The sequence below is a fragment of the Microvirga sesbaniae genome (assembly GCF_025460805.1).
Lineage (GTDB): Bacteria > Pseudomonadota > Alphaproteobacteria > Rhizobiales > Beijerinckiaceae > Microvirga > Microvirga sesbaniae.
The window spans coordinates 17,954-40,826 of the sequence record NZ_JAMXFJ010000037.1 but is presented as its reverse complement, the minus strand read 5'-3'; the positions used below and the strand labels follow the sequence as shown (position 1 = coordinate 40,826).

At 67.1% G+C, this 22,873-nt stretch carries 22 protein-coding genes; 3 read left to right on the top strand and 19 right to left on the bottom strand.

Annotated features, from left to right (window positions below):
- Together OCW50_RS27625 and OCW50_RS27620 are read right to left on the bottom strand one after the other, a co-directional pair.
- A partial coding sequence (locus OCW50_RS27625) for an SH3 domain-containing protein (RefSeq protein ID WP_262299804.1) occupies window positions 1-207 on the bottom strand: 207 nt, incomplete at its 3' end.
- A 198-nt stretch (window positions 208-405) separates the two neighbouring features.
- Window positions 406-1,491, bottom strand: coding sequence for an AraC family transcriptional regulator (locus OCW50_RS27620; protein ID WP_315974484.1), 1,086 nt, complete (start codon window positions 1,489-1,491; stop codon window positions 406-408).
- Between the two features lie 371 nt (window positions 1,492-1,862).
- Between OCW50_RS27620 and trhA the strand changes: the two genes are divergently transcribed.
- Entirely contained in the window at window positions 1,863-2,516 is a 654-nt protein-coding gene (trhA, locus tag OCW50_RS27615) for a PAQR family membrane homeostasis protein TrhA (protein WP_262299803.1), read from the top strand.
- A 66-nt stretch (window positions 2,517-2,582) separates the two neighbouring features.
- Here trhA and OCW50_RS27610 read toward each other — a convergent pair whose 3' ends face one another.
- From OCW50_RS27610 to OCW50_RS27535, 15 genes are all read right to left on the bottom strand, one after another.
- Complete coding sequence (locus OCW50_RS27610; protein ID WP_262267552.1) at window positions 2,583-2,906, bottom strand: hypothetical protein; 324 nt, start codon at window positions 2,904-2,906, stop codon at window positions 2,583-2,585.
- Between the two features lie 48 nt (window positions 2,907-2,954).
- Window positions 2,955-3,386 carry a response regulator gene (locus OCW50_RS27605; RefSeq protein WP_262299802.1) on the bottom strand — a complete coding sequence of 144 codons (432 nt, stop codon included), beginning with the start codon at window positions 3,384-3,386 and terminating at the stop codon, window positions 2,955-2,957.
- A 158-nt stretch (window positions 3,387-3,544) separates the two neighbouring features.
- Window positions 3,545-4,669 carry an alpha/beta fold hydrolase gene (locus OCW50_RS27600; protein ID WP_262299801.1) on the bottom strand — a complete coding sequence of 375 codons (1,125 nt, stop codon included), beginning with the start codon at window positions 4,667-4,669 and terminating at the stop codon, window positions 3,545-3,547.
- A 634-nt stretch (window positions 4,670-5,303) separates the two neighbouring features.
- A complete protein-coding gene (locus OCW50_RS27595) occupies window positions 5,304-5,642 on the bottom strand; it encodes a hypothetical protein (RefSeq protein WP_262267550.1) in 339 nt (112 codons plus the stop codon).
- A gap of 101 nt (window positions 5,643-5,743) precedes the next feature.
- Window positions 5,744-6,943, bottom strand: coding sequence for a cystathionine beta-lyase (locus OCW50_RS27590; protein WP_262299800.1), 1,200 nt, complete (start codon window positions 6,941-6,943; stop codon window positions 5,744-5,746).
- A gap of 143 nt (window positions 6,944-7,086) precedes the next feature.
- A complete protein-coding gene (locus OCW50_RS27585) occupies window positions 7,087-8,142 on the bottom strand; it encodes an LLM class flavin-dependent oxidoreductase (protein ID WP_262299799.1) in 1,056 nt (351 codons plus the stop codon).
- A 21-nt stretch (window positions 8,143-8,163) separates the two neighbouring features.
- Entirely contained in the window at window positions 8,164-9,102 is a 939-nt protein-coding gene (locus OCW50_RS27580; RefSeq protein ID WP_262299798.1) for an ABC transporter substrate-binding protein, read from the bottom strand.
- Between the two features lie 55 nt (window positions 9,103-9,157).
- Complete coding sequence (locus OCW50_RS27575; RefSeq protein WP_262299797.1) at window positions 9,158-10,072, bottom strand: ABC transporter substrate-binding protein; 915 nt, start codon at window positions 10,070-10,072, stop codon at window positions 9,158-9,160.
- A 20-nt stretch (window positions 10,073-10,092) separates the two neighbouring features.
- Window positions 10,093-11,889 (bottom strand): amino acid ABC transporter permease/ATP-binding protein, encoded by a 1,797-nt coding sequence (locus OCW50_RS33270; RefSeq protein ID WP_315974483.1) that lies wholly within the window; start codon window positions 11,887-11,889, stop codon window positions 10,093-10,095.
- A gap of 27 nt (window positions 11,890-11,916) precedes the next feature.
- Window positions 11,917-12,456, bottom strand: coding sequence for a GNAT family N-acetyltransferase (locus tag OCW50_RS27560; RefSeq protein ID WP_262299796.1), 540 nt, complete (start codon window positions 12,454-12,456; stop codon window positions 11,917-11,919).
- Window positions 12,457-12,471: 15 nt separating this feature from the next.
- Window positions 12,472-13,614 carry a M20 aminoacylase family protein gene (locus OCW50_RS27555; protein WP_262299795.1) on the bottom strand — a complete coding sequence of 381 codons (1,143 nt, stop codon included), beginning with the start codon at window positions 13,612-13,614 and terminating at the stop codon, window positions 12,472-12,474.
- A gap of 50 nt (window positions 13,615-13,664) precedes the next feature.
- A complete protein-coding gene (locus OCW50_RS27550) occupies window positions 13,665-15,008 on the bottom strand; it encodes an LLM class flavin-dependent oxidoreductase (RefSeq protein ID WP_262299794.1) in 1,344 nt (447 codons plus the stop codon).
- Window positions 15,009-15,026: 18 nt separating this feature from the next.
- On the bottom strand, window positions 15,027-16,022 hold the full coding sequence (locus OCW50_RS27545) for an MsnO8 family LLM class oxidoreductase (RefSeq protein ID WP_262299793.1): 996 nt from the start codon (window positions 16,020-16,022) through the stop codon (window positions 15,027-15,029).
- Window positions 16,019-16,618: an NAD(P)H-dependent oxidoreductase gene (locus OCW50_RS27540; RefSeq protein ID WP_262299792.1), complete on the bottom strand. Its 600-nt coding sequence runs from the start codon at window positions 16,616-16,618 to the stop codon at window positions 16,019-16,021. Before OCW50_RS27540 ends, OCW50_RS27545 begins: the two co-directional genes overlap by 4 nt.
- Before the next feature lie 15 nt (window positions 16,619-16,633).
- Window positions 16,634-16,918: a hypothetical protein gene (locus OCW50_RS27535; protein WP_262267541.1), complete on the bottom strand. Its 285-nt coding sequence runs from the start codon at window positions 16,916-16,918 to the stop codon at window positions 16,634-16,636.
- A gap of 496 nt (window positions 16,919-17,414) precedes the next feature.
- On the opposite strand from OCW50_RS27535, the gene OCW50_RS27530 reads away from it, so the two are divergent.
- The gene (locus OCW50_RS27530) at window positions 17,415-17,933 is read left to right on the top strand and encodes a hypothetical protein (protein WP_262299791.1); all 519 of its coding nucleotides are present in this window, start codon (window positions 17,415-17,417) and stop codon (window positions 17,931-17,933) included.
- A gap of 17 nt (window positions 17,934-17,950) precedes the next feature.
- Here the strand turns inward: OCW50_RS27530 and OCW50_RS27525 are convergent, their stop codons facing one another.
- A complete protein-coding gene (locus tag OCW50_RS27525; protein ID WP_262299790.1) occupies window positions 17,951-20,239 on the bottom strand; it encodes a putative bifunctional diguanylate cyclase/phosphodiesterase in 2,289 nt (762 codons plus the stop codon).
- An 800-nt stretch (window positions 20,240-21,039) separates the two neighbouring features.
- On the opposite strand from OCW50_RS27525, the gene OCW50_RS27520 reads away from it, so the two are divergent.
- Complete coding sequence (locus tag OCW50_RS27520; RefSeq protein WP_262299806.1) at window positions 21,040-22,239, top strand: alpha/beta hydrolase; 1,200 nt, start codon at window positions 21,040-21,042, stop codon at window positions 22,237-22,239.
- Window positions 22,240-22,249: 10 nt separating this feature from the next.
- On the opposite strand, the gene OCW50_RS27515 is transcribed toward OCW50_RS27520, so the two are convergent.
- The gene (locus OCW50_RS27515) at window positions 22,250-22,645 is read right to left on the bottom strand and encodes a DUF6455 family protein (protein ID WP_262299789.1); all 396 of its coding nucleotides are present in this window, start codon (window positions 22,643-22,645) and stop codon (window positions 22,250-22,252) included.
- Between the last annotated feature and the right edge of the window lie 228 nt (window positions 22,646-22,873).

Here is a 22,873-nt window from a genome sequence, read left to right as displayed (position 1 = left end):
ACCGCCGACGGTGACGGCGCACCAGCTGCCCGAATCCCCGCAATCGCCGATGTCGACCGCGGTGCCTTCCGGAAGCGTGCGAATGGAGGAGTATTGCGTTCCCGGACCCGAGCGGAAATTGACGCTGCTTGTGGTAATGCCCGGAGCCGCGAGACCTGGGGCCGCGGCCACGATGGGGACGAGCGCGAACGCGATGATCTTTTTCATGGATCGTATCTCCCTCCCGAACGCCATCCTTCGCCAGGCCCGGAAGGTCCCGATCTTGGTTGCTGCCTTCGGCATGAAATGAGCGCGAACGGGTCCTTCGGGAGCGTGTGATCGTCCCGGGTCCCTGCCCTTCGAGCCGGCCACACCGGCCGGCACTCCGCGGGCGGCGCGGAACGGCCCGAAGCTACCGGCGGCGCATCAGCCAGAATGGCCATCGCCGCGCCAGGCGGTGGGGGTCTGGCCCGACCAGCGCCGGAAGGCCCGGGTGAAGGCGCTGGCCTCGGAATAGCCAAGGGCGGCGGCGATCTGGGACAGCGGCACCTGCGTGTCCGTCAGCAATTGCCGGGCGATCTCGAACCGGATCTCGTTGGTGATCGCCCGGTAGCCCATGCCGCTGTCCTTCAGGCGGCGGCTCAGGGTGCGGCGATGCATGGCCAGGAGATGCGCGATGTCGTCGGCCGAGCAGTGATTGCTGGTCAGCCGGGTCCGCAGCAGCCGCCGGATGTCGTCGGAGAAGGCGGAGTCCGGAGCCCCCTTCATCTGCTGGATCCGCTGCTCCAGCATCGCTCGCAGGACCGGATCGGCTCCGGCGACCCGGATCTCCAGGTCACGGGCCGGGAAGACGATCGTGGCGCTCTCCTGGTTGAACCGGACGGGCGCGCGGAAGTGACGGCGGAAAGGCTCCTGGTCCGCCGGTGCGGCCCGGGGCAGGAGGACCTCGGTCGGGTTCCAGTCGGACCCGCACAGGGCCCTCAGGGCATTGACCGCCACCGCCAGCGACCCGTCCGAGATCTGGCCGGCGCTCTTGGCCTCGGGCTGATAGACCGAGAAGGTGAACAGGGCCGTGTCTCCGACGATCGTGAGCGACGGCACGGCGCCCCGGTTCTGGATGCTCAGGTTGGCGACGAGCGCGCGCATGGCATCGCCCACCGTCTCCGATTGCTGCATCAGGCGGCCGACCAGCCCGAGCGACAGGATCGTGGCGCGCTGTCCGACGAGCAGCCCGAAATGCGGGCAGTTCGTGCGGGCCACGCTGAGGGAGAGCAGCCGGCCCAGGGCGGCGTGCGGGATCACGTTCGCCCCATCGTCGAACAGGCGCGGGTCGAGCCCGGCCTCGCGGATGAGCGGATCGGGATCAAGGCCGAACTCGCGCAACGTCGGTTCGATTTCCCTGGCCACCCCAAGGTGGATATAGCCCGGAGGAATCGTCCGCCCGCCGGGTGACGCATCCTGGGAGCCCGGCATGGGGATGCCGGAAGACGGAAACACGGCTTTTCCGGACATCGTGCGCTCCTTCGCAGGGTCCACGAAACGCTCCGGCACCGCACGGCGAACGAAGCCGGCCCCATCACTTTGGTCTGCGGCATATTAACATAGATTAACGTTAGGTCACCAGCGCGCCGGCCTCTTAGAGCATCGGACGGATCCCAAAAGTGCAAGTCCACTTTTGGGTCCGATGCTTGAGCGGGTGCAATCCCCCTGGGAGGCCGCTACCGGCCGAGGGGGCTCGGGAGAAGGCAGGGCGGCAAGGCTGTCGCAGGCCCTGGCTCGGGAGTCCGCCAGCACTACAATCTTGGCGTGATGATCCGCCCGCTGGGCCCGGCCATGCACGAACGTCCTGCTCTGCGGGCATGGTCCGCACCAGTCTTCCGAGGATGACGGCTTTGAAATGGGACTATGACGTGAAGGAGATCATTGCCGATGGCATCGTGCATGTCATCGGCGTGACGATCGGGGCTGTCTCGATCGCGGCCCTGCTCGTCGTGGCGGCTCCCGCCGTCGGAGCCTGGGAGTTCACGTCCCTTCTCATCTACGGCATCGGTCTTCTGACGGTGCTCACCGTCTCGGCGCTTTATAATCTCTGGCCGGTCTCGCCCATCAAATGGATGCTGCGGCGGTTCGACCATTCGGCCATTTACCTCCTGATCGCCGGCACCTATACGCCGTTCATCACCCAGATGAAGGCAAGCGCCGAATCCCTGGTGCTGCTGGCCGGCATATGGCTCACCTCCATGGTCGGGATCACCCTCAAGCTCCGGTTCCCGGGGCGTTTCGACCGCCTTTCGGTCCTGCTCTACCTGCTGCTGGGCTGGAGCGGCGTCATGGCATACGAGTCGGTGTTCGGCGCCCTCCCCGCCTCCACCCTCTGGCTTCTCGCCATCGGGGGCCTCCTCTACACGACCGGCGTGGTGTTCCATCTGTGGGAGAGCCTGCGCTTTCAGAACGCGATCTGGCACGCCTTCGTCCTCGTGGCGGCCGGCTTCCATTATGGCGCCGTGCTCGACTGCCTTGTGCTCGCGCGGGCCTGACGGGACGCCCGCCGCGGCGCGGGCCGCGGTCAGGGCGTCGGCCCTGTCGCCACCGCGGGTCCGTCCCTATTGCTCGGTGAAGAAGGTCAGGACCACCTTGCCCTTGTCGCTGACGAGGCACACGAAGCGGTTCGGCTTGTCGCTCTTCTCGCGCTGGAGGTAAGCCTCGCCCATGACCACCATGCGGATCGGCGTATCTTCGACCCGCGTGGCGGCCTTGGAGATGGCCAGCGACTCCATGTCGAAGGTCAGGTGCTCGAGGGTGGGCGATCGCTCCTTGAGGGCTGCCAGTCCCGAGAGGCGACAGGCCTCGACCTCCGCGGGCGCCTGAGCGAGAGCGGACGTGGTCATCAGAATGGATCCGGCGAGAACGGCGAGACCTCGGCGCATGGATGTTTCCTTCCTGGATGTCGATGTGAGCGAATGAGGGCGTGACGGTTACGGAGCAGCTTTTCCCTGCGCGGCGCGATGCACTTCGCCGACCATCTGGGACAGGCGGTACGGCTTGGGGAGGAAGCGCGCGCCGGCCGGGATGCGGTCGCCGTGGCACCGTCGCGAGCGCCCCGAGGCGAGGATGACCGGAAGGCCAGGCTGTGCCTTGAGCGCCCTGTGGGCGAGGTCGCAACCGTCGCGCCCACCCAGGTCGATGTCCGTGAACAGGACGTCGACCATCTCCTGGCTGAGGATGACCTCCGCCTCTTCGGCGCTGGCGGCGGTCAGCACCATGAACCCGGCATCCTCCAAGGCTCCCGCCGCCGCGGCGCCGATCATCAGATCATCTTCAACCACGAGAATGCAGGTTGGACCTGCCTCGTAGCCTGTGTACTTGGGTTGGGAGGCTCTCGACCAGCGTGTTGGGATCAGGTTCATGCGACGCCCTTCCTGTGGGAGTTCGGCTGGCTAACTCCGAACCGGAAGGCCGCGTTCACGAGGGTCTGGGACTTCCGCTCGACATGGTGAGCGCGCGGTTAACGGCCGCTGTCGCGGGGCGAAGCCCGGCCGTGCGGACGGAAGCGATCCTTGCCGGATCAGAAGGCCCCCATCCGGGCCGAGCGCTGCGCCGTGCGATCGATCGCGTCGGCGACGGCCCCCGGGGCCAGGTGATGGATCATGTGCCCCAGGCCCGGAAGGGCGATGAACTCGCTGTGCGGCAGCTCCCGGTGCAGACGTGCCGATTGGCGGCCCACATCGGCGATCTGATCGTCGGCGCCGGTGATGATCGCGAGGGGCACCCTCAGCTCGGCATAATGCCGCTCCAGGTCCATCGCCGACGGCGTCATCAGGGCGGCATCCTCGGCGGCCGCGCGAAGCTGCCCGGGCCGCAGCATCAGCGCCTTCGGGAACTCGCGCTCGAAGCGCTCCGGCACCGACGCCGGCTGGAACACCCGCTTGATCATGCCGGGCAGGATCGCTCGTGCCACCGGCGGCGAGACGGTGTAGCGCATGACGTCGCCGATCAGGGGAATGGCCGGCGGCGAGAGCAGGAACGTGTCCGCCCGCAGGGTCGGATAGTAGTAGCCCGATCCCAGGACGAGACCACGAACGAGGTCGGGGGATTCCAGCGCGAGCGCCACCGCGACCAGGGTGCCCCAGGAATGTCCGTAGACCACCGCCTGCTCGACCCCCAGTCGGGCCAGGGCGCTCCTGAACAGCCGGGCATGGGCCCGGGGCGTCCAGAGCCGGCGCGGCCGCGCGCTGTAGCCGTAGCCGGGGCGGTCGATGACGATGACCCGGTACCGGTCCGCCAGACGGTCCACGAGGCCGCTGACGGTGAAATCCTGGATCATGGTGCCGTTGCCGTGGATCAGCACCAGCGGGCTGCCCCGCCCACGGTCGATGTAGTGCAGGCGCACGCCGTCCACCTCGAGGAAGCGGCCGATCGGCGGGTATCGACGCTCGGCCTCCCGGGCCTGCCAGCGGTTGTAGAGGGCCGCGGCTGCCAGGGCGGCGGCGCTCGCAAGGGCCGGCGCGAGCCAGCGCGGTGCCGTGCCGGCGGCCCCTGTGCTCCACCGGCCGGCATCGTCCGGCTCCCGAACCGGCCGATAGGCTACGGGAGCGCGATCGCGCACCGGGTCGGGCATCACGCCATCACCGCCCTCATGGCCATGTCGGCCGGATGAGTTCAGGTCGGCTGCTGTCTCCACGATGCGCATCCGCAATCTCCGCTCTGCTCGCAGTCGGGGAACGCCCGGGCCGGGAAAGGGTTGCTGCGCCGCAGAAAGGGCCGGCTCGAGCGGCGCACCATTCGGGCCCCTGTCTTGATCGCCCGGCCGATCCACCACCCCGTCATCACCGGGCTTGTCCCGGTGATCCCGATGCGAGAGGCGCCGCGCTCTTCCGATCGGGATGGCCGGCACAAGGCCGGCCATGACATGGGGAGGGTGGCAGTGAGGCCGCAGGATGGCCGGGACAAGCCCGGCCATGACGTGGGGAGGGTGTTCGCACCGGGTCACACACACACACCACGTCATCACCGGCCTTGTGCCGGTGATCCCGCTTCCGTAGGGCGCCGCGCCTCACCGGATCGGGATGGCCGGCACAAGGCCGGCCATGACGTGAGGGTGGCGGGAAGGGCGGAGGGTGCCATGACGTGGGGAGGGTGTCATCATCCGCTCACACCACCCTCTCACGTCATCACCGGGCTCGTCCCGGTGATCCCGATTGTCCGATGCTCCACTCTTGGCCGGCGCACCGTTGAGGGCGAAAAACCGGGTCCAATTTTCGCACGGCGCGCTCATGCGGCTTGGCTTCAGGCCAAAGCGGGATGGGAGGCTGGTCAGCCCGCTCTTACCAAGCCTGCCGATGGACCTGGACTGGCCGGCGACCGATGCCGCCCTCGGGTGTCGCGAGCATGCCGCGGTCGATCGCCTGCTCCAGGACCGTCGTGACGGCATCCTGCTCTCCGACGCGCACATGGTCCTCGAACGCCGAAGCCGCCGGAACAGTGAGGGTCCTGATATCGAACCGGAAGGGATCGGACGCGTATGCGCCATCGGGCGAGGTGGTGAAGATGTGGGATGAAGGCTGGTAGGTGACAGGATCGTCGAACTGGTACGTGCGATAGACCTTGATGCCTTCGTACTCCAGAAACACGTCACGATCAGTGTGGTGCGTCGAACGGGTCATCACGGTTGCCCCTTGCTTATTGTTGAGTTTGTGTGGACCTGTTGAGCCCCGATAGGGGCGGAAATGGGGCGCCTTCCGATCCGGGCGGGACGCCGGAGGGTCTATCCTCCCGACACTCGGCGCATGGCGTCAAATCCCCTCGCAAGATCGGCCTTGAGGTCGACAACGTCCTCGAGGCCAATCTGCAGGCGAATGACCGGGCCCTCGCCCGGCCCGCGCAGAACGGTGCGCTCGCCCAGGTCCACGTGGAGCGCCAGGCTCTGAAATCCGCCCCATGAATACCCAAGGCCGAATAGCTCGAGGCCATTCAGAAAGGACCGGGCCTTCGCGTGGACGTCATGCGTCCCTCCGGTGGCCAGAACAAAGGAGAAAACCCCCGCCGCACCCTTGAAATCCCGCTTCCAGAGATGGTGCCCAGGGAAGCTCGGAAGAGCCGGGTGGAGCACACGCACGACGTCGTCGCAGGCCTCGAGCCATTCCGCGATCGCCAGGGCGCTCGCCTGATGACGCTCGAGGCGCACGCCCATCGTCCGCAGGCCGCGGAGAACCTGATACGCATCGTCCGGAGCGCCGCATAGCCCGAGCGCGCCGTTCGCCTGCTTCAGTCGCTTCCAGGCGGCGGCATTCGCGGAAGCCGTCCCCATCAGAATGTCGGCATGGCCGGCCGGATACTTGGTCGATGCCTGGATCGAAACGTCAACGCCGTAATCCAGCGGACGGAAGTTCAGGGGCGTCGCCCAGGTATTGTCCATGGTCACGATGGCCCCGTGCCGGTGAGCGACCGTCGCGATGGCCGGGATGTCCTGCATCTCGAACGTGTTCGAACCCGGCGACTCCGTATGGACAAGCCTCGTGTTCGGCTTGAACAGCGCCTCGATACCGGCGCCGAGCGAGGGATCGTAATACTCGACCTCCACGCCGAACCCGGCCAGCATCGTGTCGCAGAAATGGCGGACATTGCCGTAGACGGTATCGACGATCAGCGCATGATCGCCGGCCGAGAGATAGGCCAGAAGCGTCACCGTGACGGCCGCGAGACCCGACGGCAGGAGGATCGTGCCCGCCGCACCCTCGAGTTCGTTGATGGCATGACAGAGAGCATCGGTCGTTGGCGTTCCGCGCGTTCCATAGGTGTATTTCTGCCCATGCGTTTCCATCGTCCGGGCATCGGGGAAGAGCACCGTCGAGGCCCTGACGATCGGCGGGTTGACGAAGCCGTGATAATCGAAGGGGCTGTAACCGGCACGGCTGAGCCGCGTGTTCGGGCCGAGGCCCGCCGGATGATCGTCTTTGTCGTTCATCGATTCCATGCTGTTCTATCGGTACCCGGGAGTGGGTGGAGCGGGACAGGGATCGAAACCCGCGAAGGACCACGGCGGGCCGCCCGCTCTGTCGATGGCCCGGCCTCTGCTCGGGAATTCACGACGGCCTCGAGCGGCACCGGTCAGGACACCGCATGAAGCGCTGGGCTCGGCTGAACGGCGGGCGGCCCGGCCCATCCGAGTTCCGGCGCGATCAGGGTGACGAAGTCGGACAGGATCTGCCGGTACTCGTCCTGCTCGAACTCGTAGGGAAGCTCGAGCCGGAACTCGCTGACGAGCGGCACGATCGGATCGTTGGAGAGCCGCTCGAGAATCTCCTCCGACGTCCCCACGAGATCGCGTGCGAACAATGTCCTGCGTTCGCCCTGCGGCGAGAGCGTCCGGGCGGAACGACCGGCTGCGTACTCCGCGTAGCGCCGACGGCTCACCGGATCGGCGCCGTCGGTCGGGACGACCACGCGGCCGAGCGCGACGCGCCTCGATCCCGGGGAGGCGCGCCGGAACGTCTCGATCAGGCGGGCCTGCGCGACGAAGAAATCGTCCGTTCCCTCACCGGAGATGACATTTCCCGTCAGGAGATTGACGCCCGTGCGCCCAGCCCATTCGGCTGAATGCAGCGAGCCGCCCCCATACCAGATCCGATCGATCAGCCCGCGGGCATGTGGCTGCAGACGCGGGCGCCGGGGTCCGAACGGCGTCCCGATCCGCGTCTCGTCATCCCCGAGATGGCCACCCCGCAGGTTGTCCATGAAGCGTGTCACCCGCGCATGGGAGAAATCGTTGCCTTGCCAGTCCCCATCGAAAACCAGGGGCGCCATCAGATCGGCGTGCGGAGGTCGCCCGGCGCTGATTCCGACATTCAGCCGTCCCTTCGACAGGACATCCACCGTCGACAGGTCTTCCGCAAGCCGAAAGGGGCTCTCATAGCCGATCGGGATAACAGCGCTTCCGAGCTGTATGCGGGATGTCCGCTGCGTCGCCGCGGCGAGGAAAGTGCTTGCGGACGAAACTCCCGGCTCCAGATGCCGTTGACGAACCCAGGCGCTGTCGAAGCCCAGATGCTCGCCATACTGGAAAAGCTGGAGCGTCTGCTCCAGCCCATGCCATGGATCGTCGTCCGGGTAGTTGCCGGGCGCGAGGAAACCGATATGGCCGATGGATGGAAGGCGAGTGTTCATGCTGGCTGTCCCATCCGTCGATCAGAACTTCGGCAGGCCCGGCGGGTTGGTTTCCGAGCGTGGCAGGGCCTCGTCCTCCAGGGCCCAGCGGGCGAGCGCCTTTCCGTACTTGCCGTTGGCGATCAGAGTGTTGGTCGCGAGCGTCAGCGCATCCACGAGGCCGCTGCCCTTGCGCGTGGCGATGGCTACATCGGATTTGTTCGGCCAGCCGGCGCTCAGCGTTCCCGTTCGGCGGATATTGCGGTCCCGAGCCGCGATGAAGACGAGCTGCGCGTGAGGCTGCACGATGACATCGGCACGACCGGACGCAAGGGCGACAAGCTGCGTCGGCTGATCATCATAGTATTGCAGTTCGAGCGGCTTCAATCCGCCGGCGACATTCTGCTTACTCCATTCCAGGAGGATCCGCTCCTGGTTGGTGCCGGCTCCGACGATGATCCGCAATCCGGCAGCGTCCTTCGGCTCCTTGATCGAGCCAATGGCACTGTCGCTCCTGACGTAGAAGCCGTGCAGGCCCTGACGATAGGTCGAGAAATCGAACTTTTCCTTGCGCTGCTCGGTCACGCCGACATTGGAGATGACCGCGTCGTATTTGCCCGACGTGAGCCCCAGGGGCCAATCGGCCCAGGCCACCGGAACGAGATCGAGCTTGAGTCCGAGGCTGTCTGCGATCAACTGCGCGAAGTCGGCATCCGCGCCCACGACCGTCTTGGCATCCGTCGCGTAGGTTGCGAGCGGCGGCCCGCTTGGGCTGATGGCGACGGTGAACGTTCCCGATGCGACGAACTTGAAACCCTGCGGGATCGCCCTGATGGCGTTCTCGTCTCGCTCTGCCCTGATGCGGCCGGCCTGCTCCGGACCCAGGTCGAATGCGGCTTGGGCGAGCGCGGCTGTGACGGTCAGGGCCGACAGGGCTCCTGCGGCCAGCAGCGACGCGACGGCTCTACGTCTTGATATCATGATGGTCCCTCGCTTGTACGGTCTGATAGAGTGATGCCTGGTGCTGCTGGCGGGCTCAGGTCTTCGGCAATCCGGGGGGGTTCGTCTGCGACCTTTCGATAGCCTCCGGCACCAAGTTCCAGCGTGCGAGCACCTTGGCGTAGTTGCCGTTCTGGATCTGCGTGTTGATCGCCTGCGTGATCGCTTCGGCCAGGCCTGCCCCCTTGCGGGTTGTTACGGCGATCTCGGCCACGAGCGGCCACCCGCCGCTGAACGTGCCGACGAGCTTCGTCTTGCCGTCCTTGGCGGCTTCGAAAGCAGACAAGGCGTTGGGGCCGAGATAGGCGTCGGCGCGCCCCGACTGGATCGCCAGTCCCCGCACGACGTCGTCGTCGTAGTATTGGATGTCCACCGGCTTGAGCCCCTGCGCCACGTTCTGCTGGTTCCATCGCAGCAGGATCTGCTCCTGGTTGGTGCTGGCCCCCACGATCACCCGCAGACCCGCGACGTCCTTGGGCTCCTTGATGCTGAGGCTGCTGTCCGCCTTCGCGTAGAATCCGAGCTCGTCCTTGCGATAGGTCGAGAAGTCGAACTTCTCCTTGCGCTGCTCGGTCACCGTCACGTTCGAGATGACCGCGTCGTATTTGCCCGACGCGAGGCCGAGGGGCCAATCCGCCCAGGCGACAGGGACGATGTCCAGCGTCAGGCCCAGGCTGTCGGCGACCAGTCGCGCGATGTCGGGATCGGATCCGATCACGGTCTTGGTATCCGTCGCGTAGGCACTGAAGGGGAGCCGGCCGGCTGCGATGGCCACCGTGAACACGCCCTCCTTGGCGAGTTTGGCATTCGGCGAAAGGAGACGGATCGCCGCCTCGTTCCGTTCCGCCCGCGGCCGCCCCGGCTGCTCGGGACTGAGATCGATGGATTGAGCGGAAGCCATTGCTCCGGAAAGGCTCAGCGCAAGGGCTGCAAGCAACGTTCTGACGATCATGATGTTTTCCCTGGGTTGTCTCAGAGGACCTTGGCGAGGAACTCGCGGGTGCGGTGATGCTGCGAGGCGTTGAAGACCTGCTCGGGCGTCCCGACTTCGAGAATCCGCCCCTGCTCCATGAAGACGACCTGATCGGCGACCTCACGGGCAAATCCGATCTCGTGCGTCACGATGACGAGCGTCGTGCCGGAGCGCGCGAGTTCCTTGATGACGGCGAGCACCTCGCCGACAAGTTCGGGGTCGAGGGCCGAGGTCGGCTCGTCGAAGAGCAGAACCTTCGGCTTCATGGCCAGAGCTCTGGCGATGGCGACGCGCTGCTGCTGCCCGCCGGACAGTTGGCGCGGATAGGCCTCGGCCTTGTCGCGCAATCCGACGCGGGCGAGGAGTTCGTGAGCCTCGGCCACCGCTTCGTCCCGCGTGCGGCCACGAACGCTGATCGGTGCCTCAATGACGTTCTCGAGGGCGGTGAGATGGGGGAACAGGTTGAAGTTCTGGAACACCATGCCGACATCGACGCGGCGCTGCAGGATCTCGCGTTCCTTCAGTTCGTACAGGGTGTCGCCCTCCCGCCGGTAGCCGATCAGTTCTCCGTCGATGGCGATGAAGCCGTCGTCGACCCGCTCCAGGTGGTTGATCGCCCGCAGCAATGTCGACTTGCCGGAGCCGGACTGCCCCAGGATGACCGTGACGCTGCCGGCCGGAATGTGGAGGCTGATCCCGTCGAGAACCTTGAGCGCGCCGAAGCTCTTGCTGACGCCCTCGATGCTCACCTCGCCGCCTGCTGCCACAAGGGCCGCCAGGCTGGCGGAAGACGCTCGCTGCGCACCGGAGGCGGCCGAACGGGGAGCAGCCTGCGCGGCTGTCGCAGCGCGCCTCGGACGCGAGAACCGGTTGAGGGCCGCCGTCAGGAGCGACGGTGGCGGATTGCGGAGCGCGCCCTTGGAGTAGTGTCTCTCGATATGGTGCTGGATGAACGACAGAACGCTCAGGATCACCAGGTACCAGACCGTCGCCACCATCAGCAGAGGAATGACCTCCAGGTTGCGTCGGTAGATGATCTGGATCGTATAGAACAGTTCCGGCAGCGCCAGGATGTACACCATCGACGTGCCCTTGGCCAAACCGATGATCTCATTGAACCCGGTCGGCAGGATCGCCCGCATGGCCTGCGGCAGAACGATCCGCGTCGCCTGGCGTGACTTCGGCAGTCCGAGCGCCGCGGCCGCCTCGAGCTGGCCCTGATCGACCGACAGGATGCCGCCACGGATGATCTCGGAGCAGAAGGCCGCCTGATTGAGGGTGAGGCCAATCACGGCGGCGGCGAACGGCGTGAGCAGCTGGGTCGTCTGGTACGAGAAGAACGAAATGTCGGTGAACGGGACGCCGAGCGTGATCGTCTCGTAGAGATAGCCGAGATTGTTGAGGATCAGCAGCAGGACGATCAGGGGGATCGACCGCAGGAGCCAGACATATCCCCACGAGAGGGAGGCCAGGAGCGGCGATCCGGACACCCTTGCAAGGGCCAGGCCCGTGCCGAGGAGAAAGCCGAACGTGGCACCCAGCGCCGTCAGCAGGAGCGTTCGCCCGAGACCCGCCAGAACGGGCTCGGCGAAGAACCATTCCGCGAAGACGTCCCAGCCCCAGCGCGGGTTGGAGAACACCGAGTTCAGGATCGCGAAGATCACGACGAGGGACAGGACGGTCCCGACCGTGCGGGCCGGGTATTTCGCCGGGACGATCCGGAGATGGGCCTTGCCGCCGAGGGGGATTCCTTCGGGCACGACATCGACTTGCCTAAAGGCTGGTACCAGGGTCATGAATGTGCCTCCGTGTCGGACCGGGCTTCAGGCCACGGATGTTGCGGCTGGCGCGCGTTGACGCCGGCTCGCGAGGGTGACCACCTTCGGCACCAGCTCCTTCTCGAACGGCAGGATCTTGTAGATCTCGGGATTCAGAGTGACGTCGAAGCGCGGCGTGTAGCCCATGGTCAGGTACAGTCCCTTCGCCTCAGGCTGGCGAAATCCCGTCGTCAGGAAGATGCGGGTGTAGCCCTGTCGGAGCGCCTGGGCCTCCAGCTCCTCCACGACACGGCGCGCCAGGCCCTGCCGGCGGGCCTTCTCGTGCGTCCAGATTCGCTTCAGTTCCGCGGTGTGCTCGTCGTAGCGCTTGAACGCGCCACCCGCGACGGCGGTCCCGTTGCGCAGAAGCAGGACGAAGTTTCCCTCCGGGGGAGCAAACAGGGCCGCCGGATACCGTCGCATCTCCGCACCCGGCTCGTCGCCGAAATAGGTGCCGTAGCGCGTGGCGTATTCCCGAGTGAGAGCTTCGATGAGCGGGCGGGATCGCTCGTCGTCCGGGGAGGTGTAAAGGAAGGTGTCCGTCATGAGATCGCTCCGGATTCACTGGAGGAAGGCGCCGGCAAGTCCGGCCCAATAGGCGGCTGCCGGTGCCAGGATGGCGTCGTTGAAGTCGTATCGCGGGCTGTGCAGGGCGGCGCTGTCGCCGTTGCCGACGAACAGGAACGCCCCGGGCCTTTCTTCGAGGAAGAAGGCGAAGTCCTCGCTCGCGGTCCGCGGCCGGAAGGCTTCGGCGATTCTCTCCGGGCCGAACTGGGCCAGGGCGACCCCGTGCGCCAGCCGGGTCTCGCGCGGATGGTTCACGACGGGCGGGAACCCGCGCCGGTAATCGACCTCGGCCCGCGCGCCGAAGCTCTCGGCCTGCGCCCTGGCGAGAGCCGGGACGCGGCTCTCCAGGATCCTGCGGACCGCCGGCGTGAAGCTGCGCAGGGTCAGCTTCATGTCCACGCTGTCGGGAATGATGTTGGACGCCGTGCCGCCATGGATCGACCCGACCGTGACGACCGCCGCCTCCAGCGGGTCGACGCCGCGCGAAACGACACTCTGAAGCGCCGTGATCAAGGAGGCTGCCGCGACCACCGGGTCCACGGTCTCGTGCGGGGAAGCCCCATGGCCGCCCTGCCCGATCACGGTGACACGAGCCTGATCCACGGCCGCCATCGCCGGCCCCTCGATGAAGCCGAACTGTCCCGCGCCGAGCCCCGGCCAGTTGTGCAGCCCGAACACCGCGTCGCAGGGAAAGCGCCCGAACAATCCGTCGGCGATCATGCGCCGCGCGCCGGCGCCGATCTCCTCGGCGGGCTGGAAGATCAGGTGAAGCTCGCCGGAGAACGCGATGTCGTCCGCCACGGCCTTCGCGGCCGCGAGGAGTATCGCCGTGTGCCCGTCGTGACCGCAGGCATGCATGATTCCTTCATGCCTGCTGGCATAGGGCAGTCCCGTCGCCTCCTCGACCGGCAGGGCATCCATGTCGGCCCGGATCCCGAGGCGCTTCCCGCCGGATCCCCGCCGGAGCGATCCGACGAGGCCCGTTCCGGCCAAGCCCCGCGCCACCTCGTATCCCCAGGAGGCGAGATGATCGGCGACGAGCTCACTCGTGCGCCGCTCCTTGAAGGCAAGCTCCGGGTGGCGGTGAAGATCGCGCCGGATCGCCACGAAGGGATCGAGTTCCACACCCTCCCCCATTGCGGCCTCCGTACCGGATGCGGGAGGCGCCTCTTGATCGGCCAGCAGGGTCATGACGCCACCGCTTCGTGCCGCGCCGCGCCCTCGGCGGCGTAGCGGCTCTCGCGAAACGGCAGCCCGAGATGATCGCGCAGGGTCCGCCCCGTGAGCGTGCGATCGTAGACGCCCCGCTCTTCCAGGATGGGGATGACGTGACGGACAAAGTCGTCGAAGCCCTCGGCAATGACCGGAAAGCCGAGGATGAACCCGTCGGCCGCCTTCTCGTCCACCCGACGGATGATTTCGTCCGCGATCCTGTCGGGCGTGCCGATGAAGTCCGTCCGAGGCGTGGCGGCATCCAGCGCGACCTCTCGCAAGGTGAGCGCCTTGGCGCGCGCCTCCGCCTTGATGCGGTCGGTGGTCGACCGGAAACTGTTGCGGCCGATGTCGCCGAGATCCGGGAACGGCCCGTCGAGCGGGTAGGCGCTGAAGTCGTGGTGATCGAAATAGCGCCCGAGATAGAGGAGAGCCTCGTCGATGGTGACGAGATCACGGATCGCCCGGTACTTGGCTTCGGCCTCCGCCTCCGTCGCTCCGACGACAGGTCCGATTCCCGGGAACACCAGCACATCGTCGGCCTGCCGGCCATGCGCCACCGCGCTCGCCCGCACCTGGCGCCGGAACAGCTTGGCGTCCTCCAGATTCGTGCCGTTCGTGAAAACCGCATCCGCGTGCCGCCCGGCGAGGCCGATGCCGGCGTCGGACGATCCGGCCTGAAAGATCACGGGCTGCCCCTGCGGCGAGCGCGCGATGTTGAGCGGCCCCTCCACCGAGAAGAAGCGGCCCTTGTGACCGAGCGTGTGAAGCTTCGCCCGGTCGAAGAACACGCCGGTGGCGCGGTCCCGCACGAAGGCGTCGTCGTCCCAGGAATCCCACAATCCCTTGGCGACATCGAGATACTCGTTGGCGATCTCGTAGCGAAGGGCATGCTCGGGGTGCGGGCGGCCGTAGTTCAGGCCGGAGCCCTCCAGCGGCGATGTCACGGCGTTCCAACCGGCGCGGCCCTGGCTGATCAGATCGAGGGATGCGAATTGCCGGGCAATCGTGAACGGATCGCTGTACGAGGTCGAGACCGTGCCGACGAGACCGATCCGCGAGGTCACGGCCGCGAGAGCCGACAGCACGGAGATAGGCTCGAACCGATTGAGGAAGTGCGGGATCGACTTCTCGTTGATGTAGAGCCCGTCCGCCACGAAGGCGAAGGCGATGCCGTTCTCTTCCGCCTTGAGGGCCGTCGCACGGTAGAAGTCGAAGTTGACGCTCGCATCGGCGGGGCCGCTCGCGTGCCGCCATGCATTCATGTGGCCGCCGGGTCCCTGCAGCATGATGCCGAGTCTGATGTGCTTGCGCGACATGGAGTTCTCCTTGTGAAATCAGGCAGCCGCCGCAGGGGCGCCGATGGCCAGAAGCTCGATGGAGTTGAACCGCTCCGCCGGGCTTGCGACGGGCGTGTCGAGGATGAATTCGCGGATCCCGAACTCGCGGGAGAGTTGATCGAGCTCCCGGTGCACCTGCGCCGGAGTGCCGGCGACCACGCGCGGACGCCGCTCCTCGATGCGGTAGGATGCGGCGCCCGCCTGGCGGGCGAACTCCGCGGCCTGCTCCTCGGTGCCGAGATTCACGCTCTGCCCGGTATCCAGTTCGACCCGCACGATCTTCAGGTCGGCCACCTGGCGCTCGGCCTCCGCCGACGTGCGCGCCGCCAGGGTGGCGAGAGCCAGAACGGGCGCCTGACCGCCGCTCGCCTGCCGGTAGGTTCCCAGGATCTCGGTCATCGCCTTGCGGTCGCCGTTCAGGTGGCCGGCAAAGACGAAGGCCCAACCGTGCTTCGCCGCGAGAAGCGCGCTCTCCTGGCTCGCGCCGAGCAGGAACCGTTCGGGCGCGAAGGTCGGGGTGGGCTTCGCAGCGGCGCCATGAAGGGGATGCCCCTCCGGCGGCCCCTGTGTCAGGAAGAGTTCGAGAAGCGCAAGCTCGTCGGCGAAGTCGGACGCGGAGCGTCCATTCGCCAGAGCCTTCGTAGTCTGCGGGAAGCCGCCCGGGGCCTTGCCGACGCCGAGGTCGACGCGGCCGGGTGCCAGGGCGGCCAGCAGATTGAAACTCTCGGCCACCTTGTAGGGACTGTAATGCTGCAGGAGCACGCCGCCCGATCCGACGCGGATCCGCGTCGTCTGCGCGAGAACAAAGGCGGCGAGGAGTTCCGGCGCGGAACTGCCGAGGCCAGGGAAACCGTGATGCTCTGCGACCCAGAACCGGTGATATCCGAGCGCCTCCGCGCGGCGCGCGAAATCGACGGTTCGCGCGAGCGCGGCTTCGGCGATGTCGCCGGCGGCGAGAGGGCTCTTGTCGAGCAGGCCAAGGCGATAGGTCATTGGACGGCCCGGGCGGAGCGGCGCAGGATTTCCGCGCCGCGCGAATGCGTCGCGAGAAGACCCGCGAGTTCGTCGGCTGCGGCGCACAATCGCGAACGGATGCCCGCATCCGTCACGACATACCCGGCGCCGTCCTCCGCCGCTTCGAAGTCGGCATCCGACGCATAGACGGCCGTCGGAAGGGTCAGGGCGGCAAAGAAGCCGAAGAGAGGCCGGAGCGCATGCTCGACGACGAGCGCGTGACGGGCCCCTCCACCCGTCGCGGTCAACGCGACCGGCTTGCCGGCCAATTGCTCGGGAGCGATGAAGTCGATCAGGTGCTTGAAAAGACCCGTATAGGCTCCCTTGTAGACCGGCGTTCCGACGATGAGCGCGTCCGCACCCTCGATTTCATCGACGATGCGGGCCGCCGGCAGCGGCAGCTCGCTGCGCGCCAGCGCGGAGCCGAAGCCCGGGCCGGCATCGAGAATGTCGTAGCTCTTCAGCTCGATCGACGCCCGGCGCCCCACCTCTGCACCGAGTGCCTCGGCGAGGCCACGGCTGCGCGAAGGGCGGCGGATGTTTCCGGAAATGATGACGACGCGAGGCCGGCTCATGGGGCAATCTCCTTGTCAGACGGGCAGTAGGAACGGGCCTGGAACGGCGAACGGCCGATCGGCGGATGGGTCCGCCGGCGGAGGGCGAGGCGCGCGAGATTCGGGCGGGATGCTCCGGCGCCACCGGTCGTGGACGGCCCCGGCGATCTGCCTGAGGCTGCGGAACCGGCGCCCATCGAGGGCATCGAAGACGCCCCCGGACGAGAAGAAGCGAAATCCGCCTTCTTCCGGAACCGCGATGCCGGCGGTCACGCCGTCGACCTCGATCACGCGGGCTGTGCCGTTGGTGGTGCTGTTCATGGCAAAGGTCTCCTGTCGCCGGCCGGATGGCCAGCGGGGTCGCGCTCAGACGTGGGAAGCTGCGTCAGCTCGGCTTCAACAGCCGCAACATCCGGGCAGGAGCCGACGACAGGAGAGAAGTTGCTTTCGGGAGGATGGAGCAGGCACGACCGGGCATCCTTTGCGTTAGACTGAGGACCACGGGGCGATACAGGCTCCGTGGCGCTTTAGCGTTTGATCACGCGGCGCAAGCTGCACACCGTCAAATCACCGCGGCGGCCCCAGCGAGGATCTCGTTCGAACCGCACGGTCAGGGTGCTGTCCTTCAGCGGAACTGTCAACGAGAATGTTCTTTTTAACGAACGAGGTATAGAGGTACTTTTGCCTATTCATTCTCACCAAGCGAGAACGCACTTCTCTACGGAGCATTTTCTTACTCAGCGCCTCTAATATGAAGAAAAACGTTCTTCCAGGAGAACGAGTCGGCTGCGTCGCGGACCGTTTAGGAGCAGAGTCGATGGTCTTGCGGGGCCGGTCCGGCAACGTGGTGCGCACCCCTTCTCGCCCGCCGCGCCGCCGCCTCGTGCATCGCCCTGCCCGCTCGAACCGCCCGTTCGTCGACCGGCCCGGCGCCACGGCGTTGCGCCTCGTCCCGCTCCTTGCGGCGGCCGTCTTCGCGGCGAGCGCCGGGGCCCAGACTCTGTCGCCGCGCCAGCATCCGTTCTGGGCGCTCGACATGATCGTGGAGGTGATGGAGCCCTACGAATGGCATTCCTTCGGCCGGCTGCGATCCGTCATGACCGGCCTCGCGCAGGCCGGGCATGCCTGTACGGCCGAAGCCTACGAACGGGGCGTCGTGATCGCCTGCAGGACCGGCGAGGAGCGGCTGCTGATCGACCTTGCCGCGGCACCGACGCGGCATCCGGAGGCGCTCGTCGTCGAGGAGATCAGGCCGAAGGGACCGGACGGAACGCCCTTGCCCGCCCATGAGCACATCGCGTTCATGAACGCCCTGCTGGGCCGGACGGCCCGATAAGCGGCATGGCGCGGCCGCTACGCAACGGCGCGGGACGCCTCGTCCCGCTTCCTCGCCTGCGGCTTCGGCGCGTCCGCGATGAAGGACGCAATGGCCTCGCGGGACATGGGCTTGGCGATGAGGTAGCCCTGGGCCTGGGAGGCGCCGGCGAGACGCAGGGCATTGAGCTGCTCGTCCGTCTCGACGCCTTCGGCCGTCGTGCTCATGTTCAGGTCCTTGGCGAGGCCGATGGTCGCCTTGATGATCGCACGGCTGTCCGCGGAGGTCAGCATGTTGCGCACGAAGGACTGATCGATCTTGATCTTGTCGAACGGGAAGCTGCTGAGATAGCTCATCGACGCGTAGCCGGTGCCGAAATCGTCGAGCGCGATGGAGACGCCGAGCGCCTTCAGCTTCCTGAGCGCCGCCGTGGCTTCCTCGGTGAGCTTGACGGATTCCGTGATCTCCAGGACGAGGCGGTGCGGCGGCAGGCCGGAGATTTCCAGGGCGGCGCGGACGCTGGCCACGACATCCCGGCTGCGGAACTGGACAGGCGAGAGGTTGATCGCGACCATCAGCGGCTGCGGCCAGGTCATGGCCGTCGTGCACGCCTCCTCGAGAATCCAGTCACCCATCGGGCCGATGAGGCCTGATTCCTCGGCCGTGGGGATGAACTGCAGCGGCGAGATCATGCCCTTGGTCGGGTGCTTCCAGCGCGCCAGCGCCTCGCAACCCCACATCTGGTTGGTCGCGAGGTCGAGGATCGGCTGGTAGAACAGGTCGAGCTCCTTGTTCTCCAGAGCGGCCTTGAGCGCGCCCTCGAGGGCGCGGCGTTCCGCGCGCGCGTCCTTGATGCCGGAATCGAAGATCCGGTAGCTGCTGGTGGAATCGGACTTCGCCGCATAGAGCGCGATGTCCGCGGCCTTCAGGATCTCGTTGGAACTCCTGCCGTCGGTCGACGCGATGGCGATGCCGATGGAGAGCCCGACTTCGATTTCCGTGCTGCCGGCCGTGCACGGGATCCGCATGGCCGACTGGATGGCCGTGGCGAGATCGATGGCCTGCTGGCGGTTGCGGAGCGGCCGCTGAATGATCGCGAACTCGTCGCCGCCGATGCGCGCGATGAGGTCGGTCTTCCTCAAGCGCTCGCGCAGGCGCCGCGCCACGGCCTGGACGATCTCGTCGCCGACCGCGTGGCCGAAGCTGTCGTTGATGTCCTTGAAGCGGTTGAGATCGACGAGGTGCAGCGCGAAGTCCGTGCTCGAGCGCTGGGAGGCGAGGAACGTCCGCTTGAGGTCCTCGACGAACTGGAGCCGGTTGGGAAGCTTGGTCAGCACGTCGTGCCGCGACAGGTAGCTTTCGCTCGCCGCGCGCAGGATGCCGGTCCGCACATGCCGCAGGCCGAGCAGGGTGGCGGCCTCGATCCCGATGTCCATCAGATAGGCGAAGAATGCCACCACCCGGCTCTCGAGGCGCCGTCCGGCCATCAGCTCCGCGACCGTCCTGCTGACCGCGAGGCCGGCCGGATAATGGGCGAGCGGATGGAGAGCCATGACGCGCTCCTTCCGGTCGATCCAGCTGACGTCTCGGATGAGGGTCGGGATGTTCTTTCCAATCAGGCGCTGCAGCGGGGTGTTGGGCCTCCACACGCGTCGGCCGAGCGCCCTCTCGGAGACCGGACAATGCGCCAGGATGATGCCGTCGCGGCGATAGAGCGTGATCGCCTGGGAATGAGTGCGAAGGTGATCCTTGAAGATCTGCTCGAAATGCCCGATGTCGATCGTGGCCACGACGAGGCCGAGAAAATTGCCGTCGGTGTCCAGGATCTTGCGGGCGAGCGAGAGAACCTTCTTGTCCATCGCCCGGATTCGCATCGGCTCGCCGAGATACAGGGTCAGGGCCGGCTCGGTGGCGAGCGCCCGGTAATAGGACGTGTCCTTCACATAGATCGGATCGGTCATGGGGCGCGGCGTCGAGGAGCCGACGATCCTTCCACGGGCATTGACGAGGTCGATCCGGACGAGCTGGGGCAGCGAGTGGCACGCGCCGACCAAGGTGGCCTTGGTCGTCTGCGCGGCGGCGAAGCCGTCGAACTCGTGCGCCTGAAGGCAGGCTTGCGGAATGCGGCTGACCACGTCGCGCAGAACGTTCTCGGTGGATTGGAAGACGCCGTCCGTCCGCTCCTGGAGCGCGAGAGCGAGATTCGTCAGATCGGCCTCGGCCTGGGCGAGGTCGTCGTTGTAGCCGCGCACGAAAAGGAAGATCGCGCCGAGGATCCCGGCCACCGCCGCCACGATGCTGAGAGAGATGATCACATAATCCGGCACAACGGGCTTCGATTCATTCCACGCGACGCTCTCGGTTACCATCCGGCACGATTTGTCGTTATTCCGTTAATGCCGTCAGGAATTCTGTCCGTTCGGTGAAAAAAGCATAGCTTCGATCCGAACGGACGCCCGTCCCTCGCGGCCGGCACCGCTCCGCGTTCCGAGCCGCCCCGTCATCACCGGGTCCGTCCCGGCCATCCCGCGGCCGTTCCCGCGACTCCGCCCGTCGGCCATCTTCGCCCGTCATGGCCACCCTCCGCCTGTTGGTCCACCCTCCCCCGTCATGGCCGCTCTCCGCCCCTCCCGCCACCCTCCCCCGTCATGGCCGGCCTTGTGCCGGCCATCCCGATACGGAGAAGCACCGCGCCTCAGACAATCGAGATCACCGGGACAGGCCCGGTGATGACGTGGAGGGTGGTGTGAGCGGATGATGATACCCTCTCACGTCATGGCCGGCCTTGTGCCGGCCATCTCGATACGGAAAAGCTCAGCGCTCCACCGTATCGAGATCACAGGCACAAGGCCGGTGAGGACGGGAGCGGGACTCGGCCCGGATCAGTCGACGCCTGCTGTTTCGGTGCTCGACAAGCACGCCGACCTGATGAAGATAGGGCTCGGGCGGAACAAGCGGGAAAGCGGGGCGAATGCGACGATCGGGACACGATGACGGCGTCATGGCCTCGACCCTGGAGGGCGGCCCCGCATGGGGGGGCGGTCCGGTTCCGGCGGATGGCGCGTCGCCCGGGACGGGCGTGCGGCGGGCCAATCCGCGCCCTCTCGCCTCCTGCGCCCGCCGTTTCATGGCCCTCGCGGTCGCTCTCGGCCTGGGCGGATGCGCCAGCAACAAGGGCGCCCTCCTGCCCGTGGCCGCGACAGTGCCGGGCGCCAGCACGGTGGACATGCTGGTCGCCACGACCCGGATGCGGGCCAGCGACCCGCAGGACTTCTTCTCGGGCGGCCGCGGCCCCGAACTGTCCTTCGCCGAGTTCACGGTCTCCATCCCGCCCGCGGCCAACCGCACGCCGGGCGAGGTGCAATGGCCGCAGCGGATCCCGGGCAATCCCGCGACCGATTTCGTGACCCTCAAGGCCGATCTTGTCGACCGGAAGCAGGCGACGGCCTGGTTCCACCGCACGGTGCGGACCGTGCCGCAGCGGCGCGTGCTGGTGTTCATCCACGGCTTCAACAACCGCTTCGACGATGCGGTCTTCCGCTTCGCCCAGATCGTGCACGATGCCGGCACGCCCGTCGTCCCCGTGCTGTTCACCTGGCCGTCCCGCGGCAGCATCCTGGCCTACGGCTACGACCGCGAGAGCAACACCTATTCCCGCAACGCGCTGGAGACCACCCTGCGGACCCTCGCGGCCGATCCGGCCGTCGGGGAGATCTCGATCCTGGCCCATTCCATGGGCAACTGGGTCACCCTGGAGGCCCTGCGCCAGATGGCGATCCGGGACGGGCGCGTCGCCCCCAAGATCCGCAACGTGCTGCTGGCCGCCCCGGACGTGGACGTCGACCTGTTCCGCGAGGCCGTCGTGGACATGGGGAAAACCCGCCCGGGCTTCACCCTCTTCGTCTCGCAGGACGACCGGGCCCTGGCGATCTCGCGGCGCCTCTGGGGCGATGCGGTGCGGCTCGGGGCGATCGATCCCGATCAGGAGCCCTATCGCAGCGAGCTCGAGACGTCCGGCATCACCGTCCTGAACCTGTCGAAGCTCAGGACGGGCGATCCCCTGAACCACTCGAAGTTCGCCGAAAGCCCGGAGGTCGTGCGCATCATCGGGCGCGAGCTGGCCGAGGGCCAGACCCTGACCGACTCCCGCGTCGGCGTCGGCGACCGGATCATCCAGGTCACGGCGGGCGCCGCGGCCGCCGTCGGCACCGCGGCAGGCCTCGCGGTCTCGGCCCCGGTGGCCGTGGTCGACCCGCGAACGCGCGAGAATTTCCGGGGGCACGTGGAGGGGCTCGGCCAGGCGGTCCAGGGCACGCTCACGCCTTGAGGATCTCGGCTCAGGGTCGCGTCGATTGGGACGCAGCGTCCTCCTGCAGCTCCACCAGCGTCGCGGCATTGGGGCAGTACGAGTCGTAGCGGGCGGGCGCTCGCTCGTGCTCGAGATCCTGCCGGCAGCGGACCGCCGCCGTGCATCCCGAGCAGGTCAGGCTCATGTCGCGCATCAAGGCCGCGTGGATGCGCCTGATCCGGTCGGGATCGAGCGACAGAGCCTCCATGAGGCGCGGCAGTTTCTCCGCCGCGCCGGGACCGCGCGCGGCGAGGATCGGCAGCATGTCGGCCGAAACTCCGATGTCGCGGGCCAGCGCGTCGCCCTGGTCCCGGTCGAGGGCCTCGAGTTCATGCCGCTGCTTCCAGGTCTCCCACCATCGCTTGATCGCCGCTCCCGGATCCATGACCGCCTCCATGCTGCCCGAAGCCTATCGGATCGACCCGTTCCGGCATTGATCCAGCGCAATTCGCCCCGACCATTGCGAAGGGCGGCTTGGAAGGGCCGCTTGGAAGGGCCGCTTGGAAGGGCCGCTTGGAAGTGCGGCCTGGAGGCGCAAGGAAGCCCCGGTCCCATTGCGGCCCGGGCGCCCTTTCGGCATACCGTTCGGGCAGCAAGAGGATGAGTCGACGCC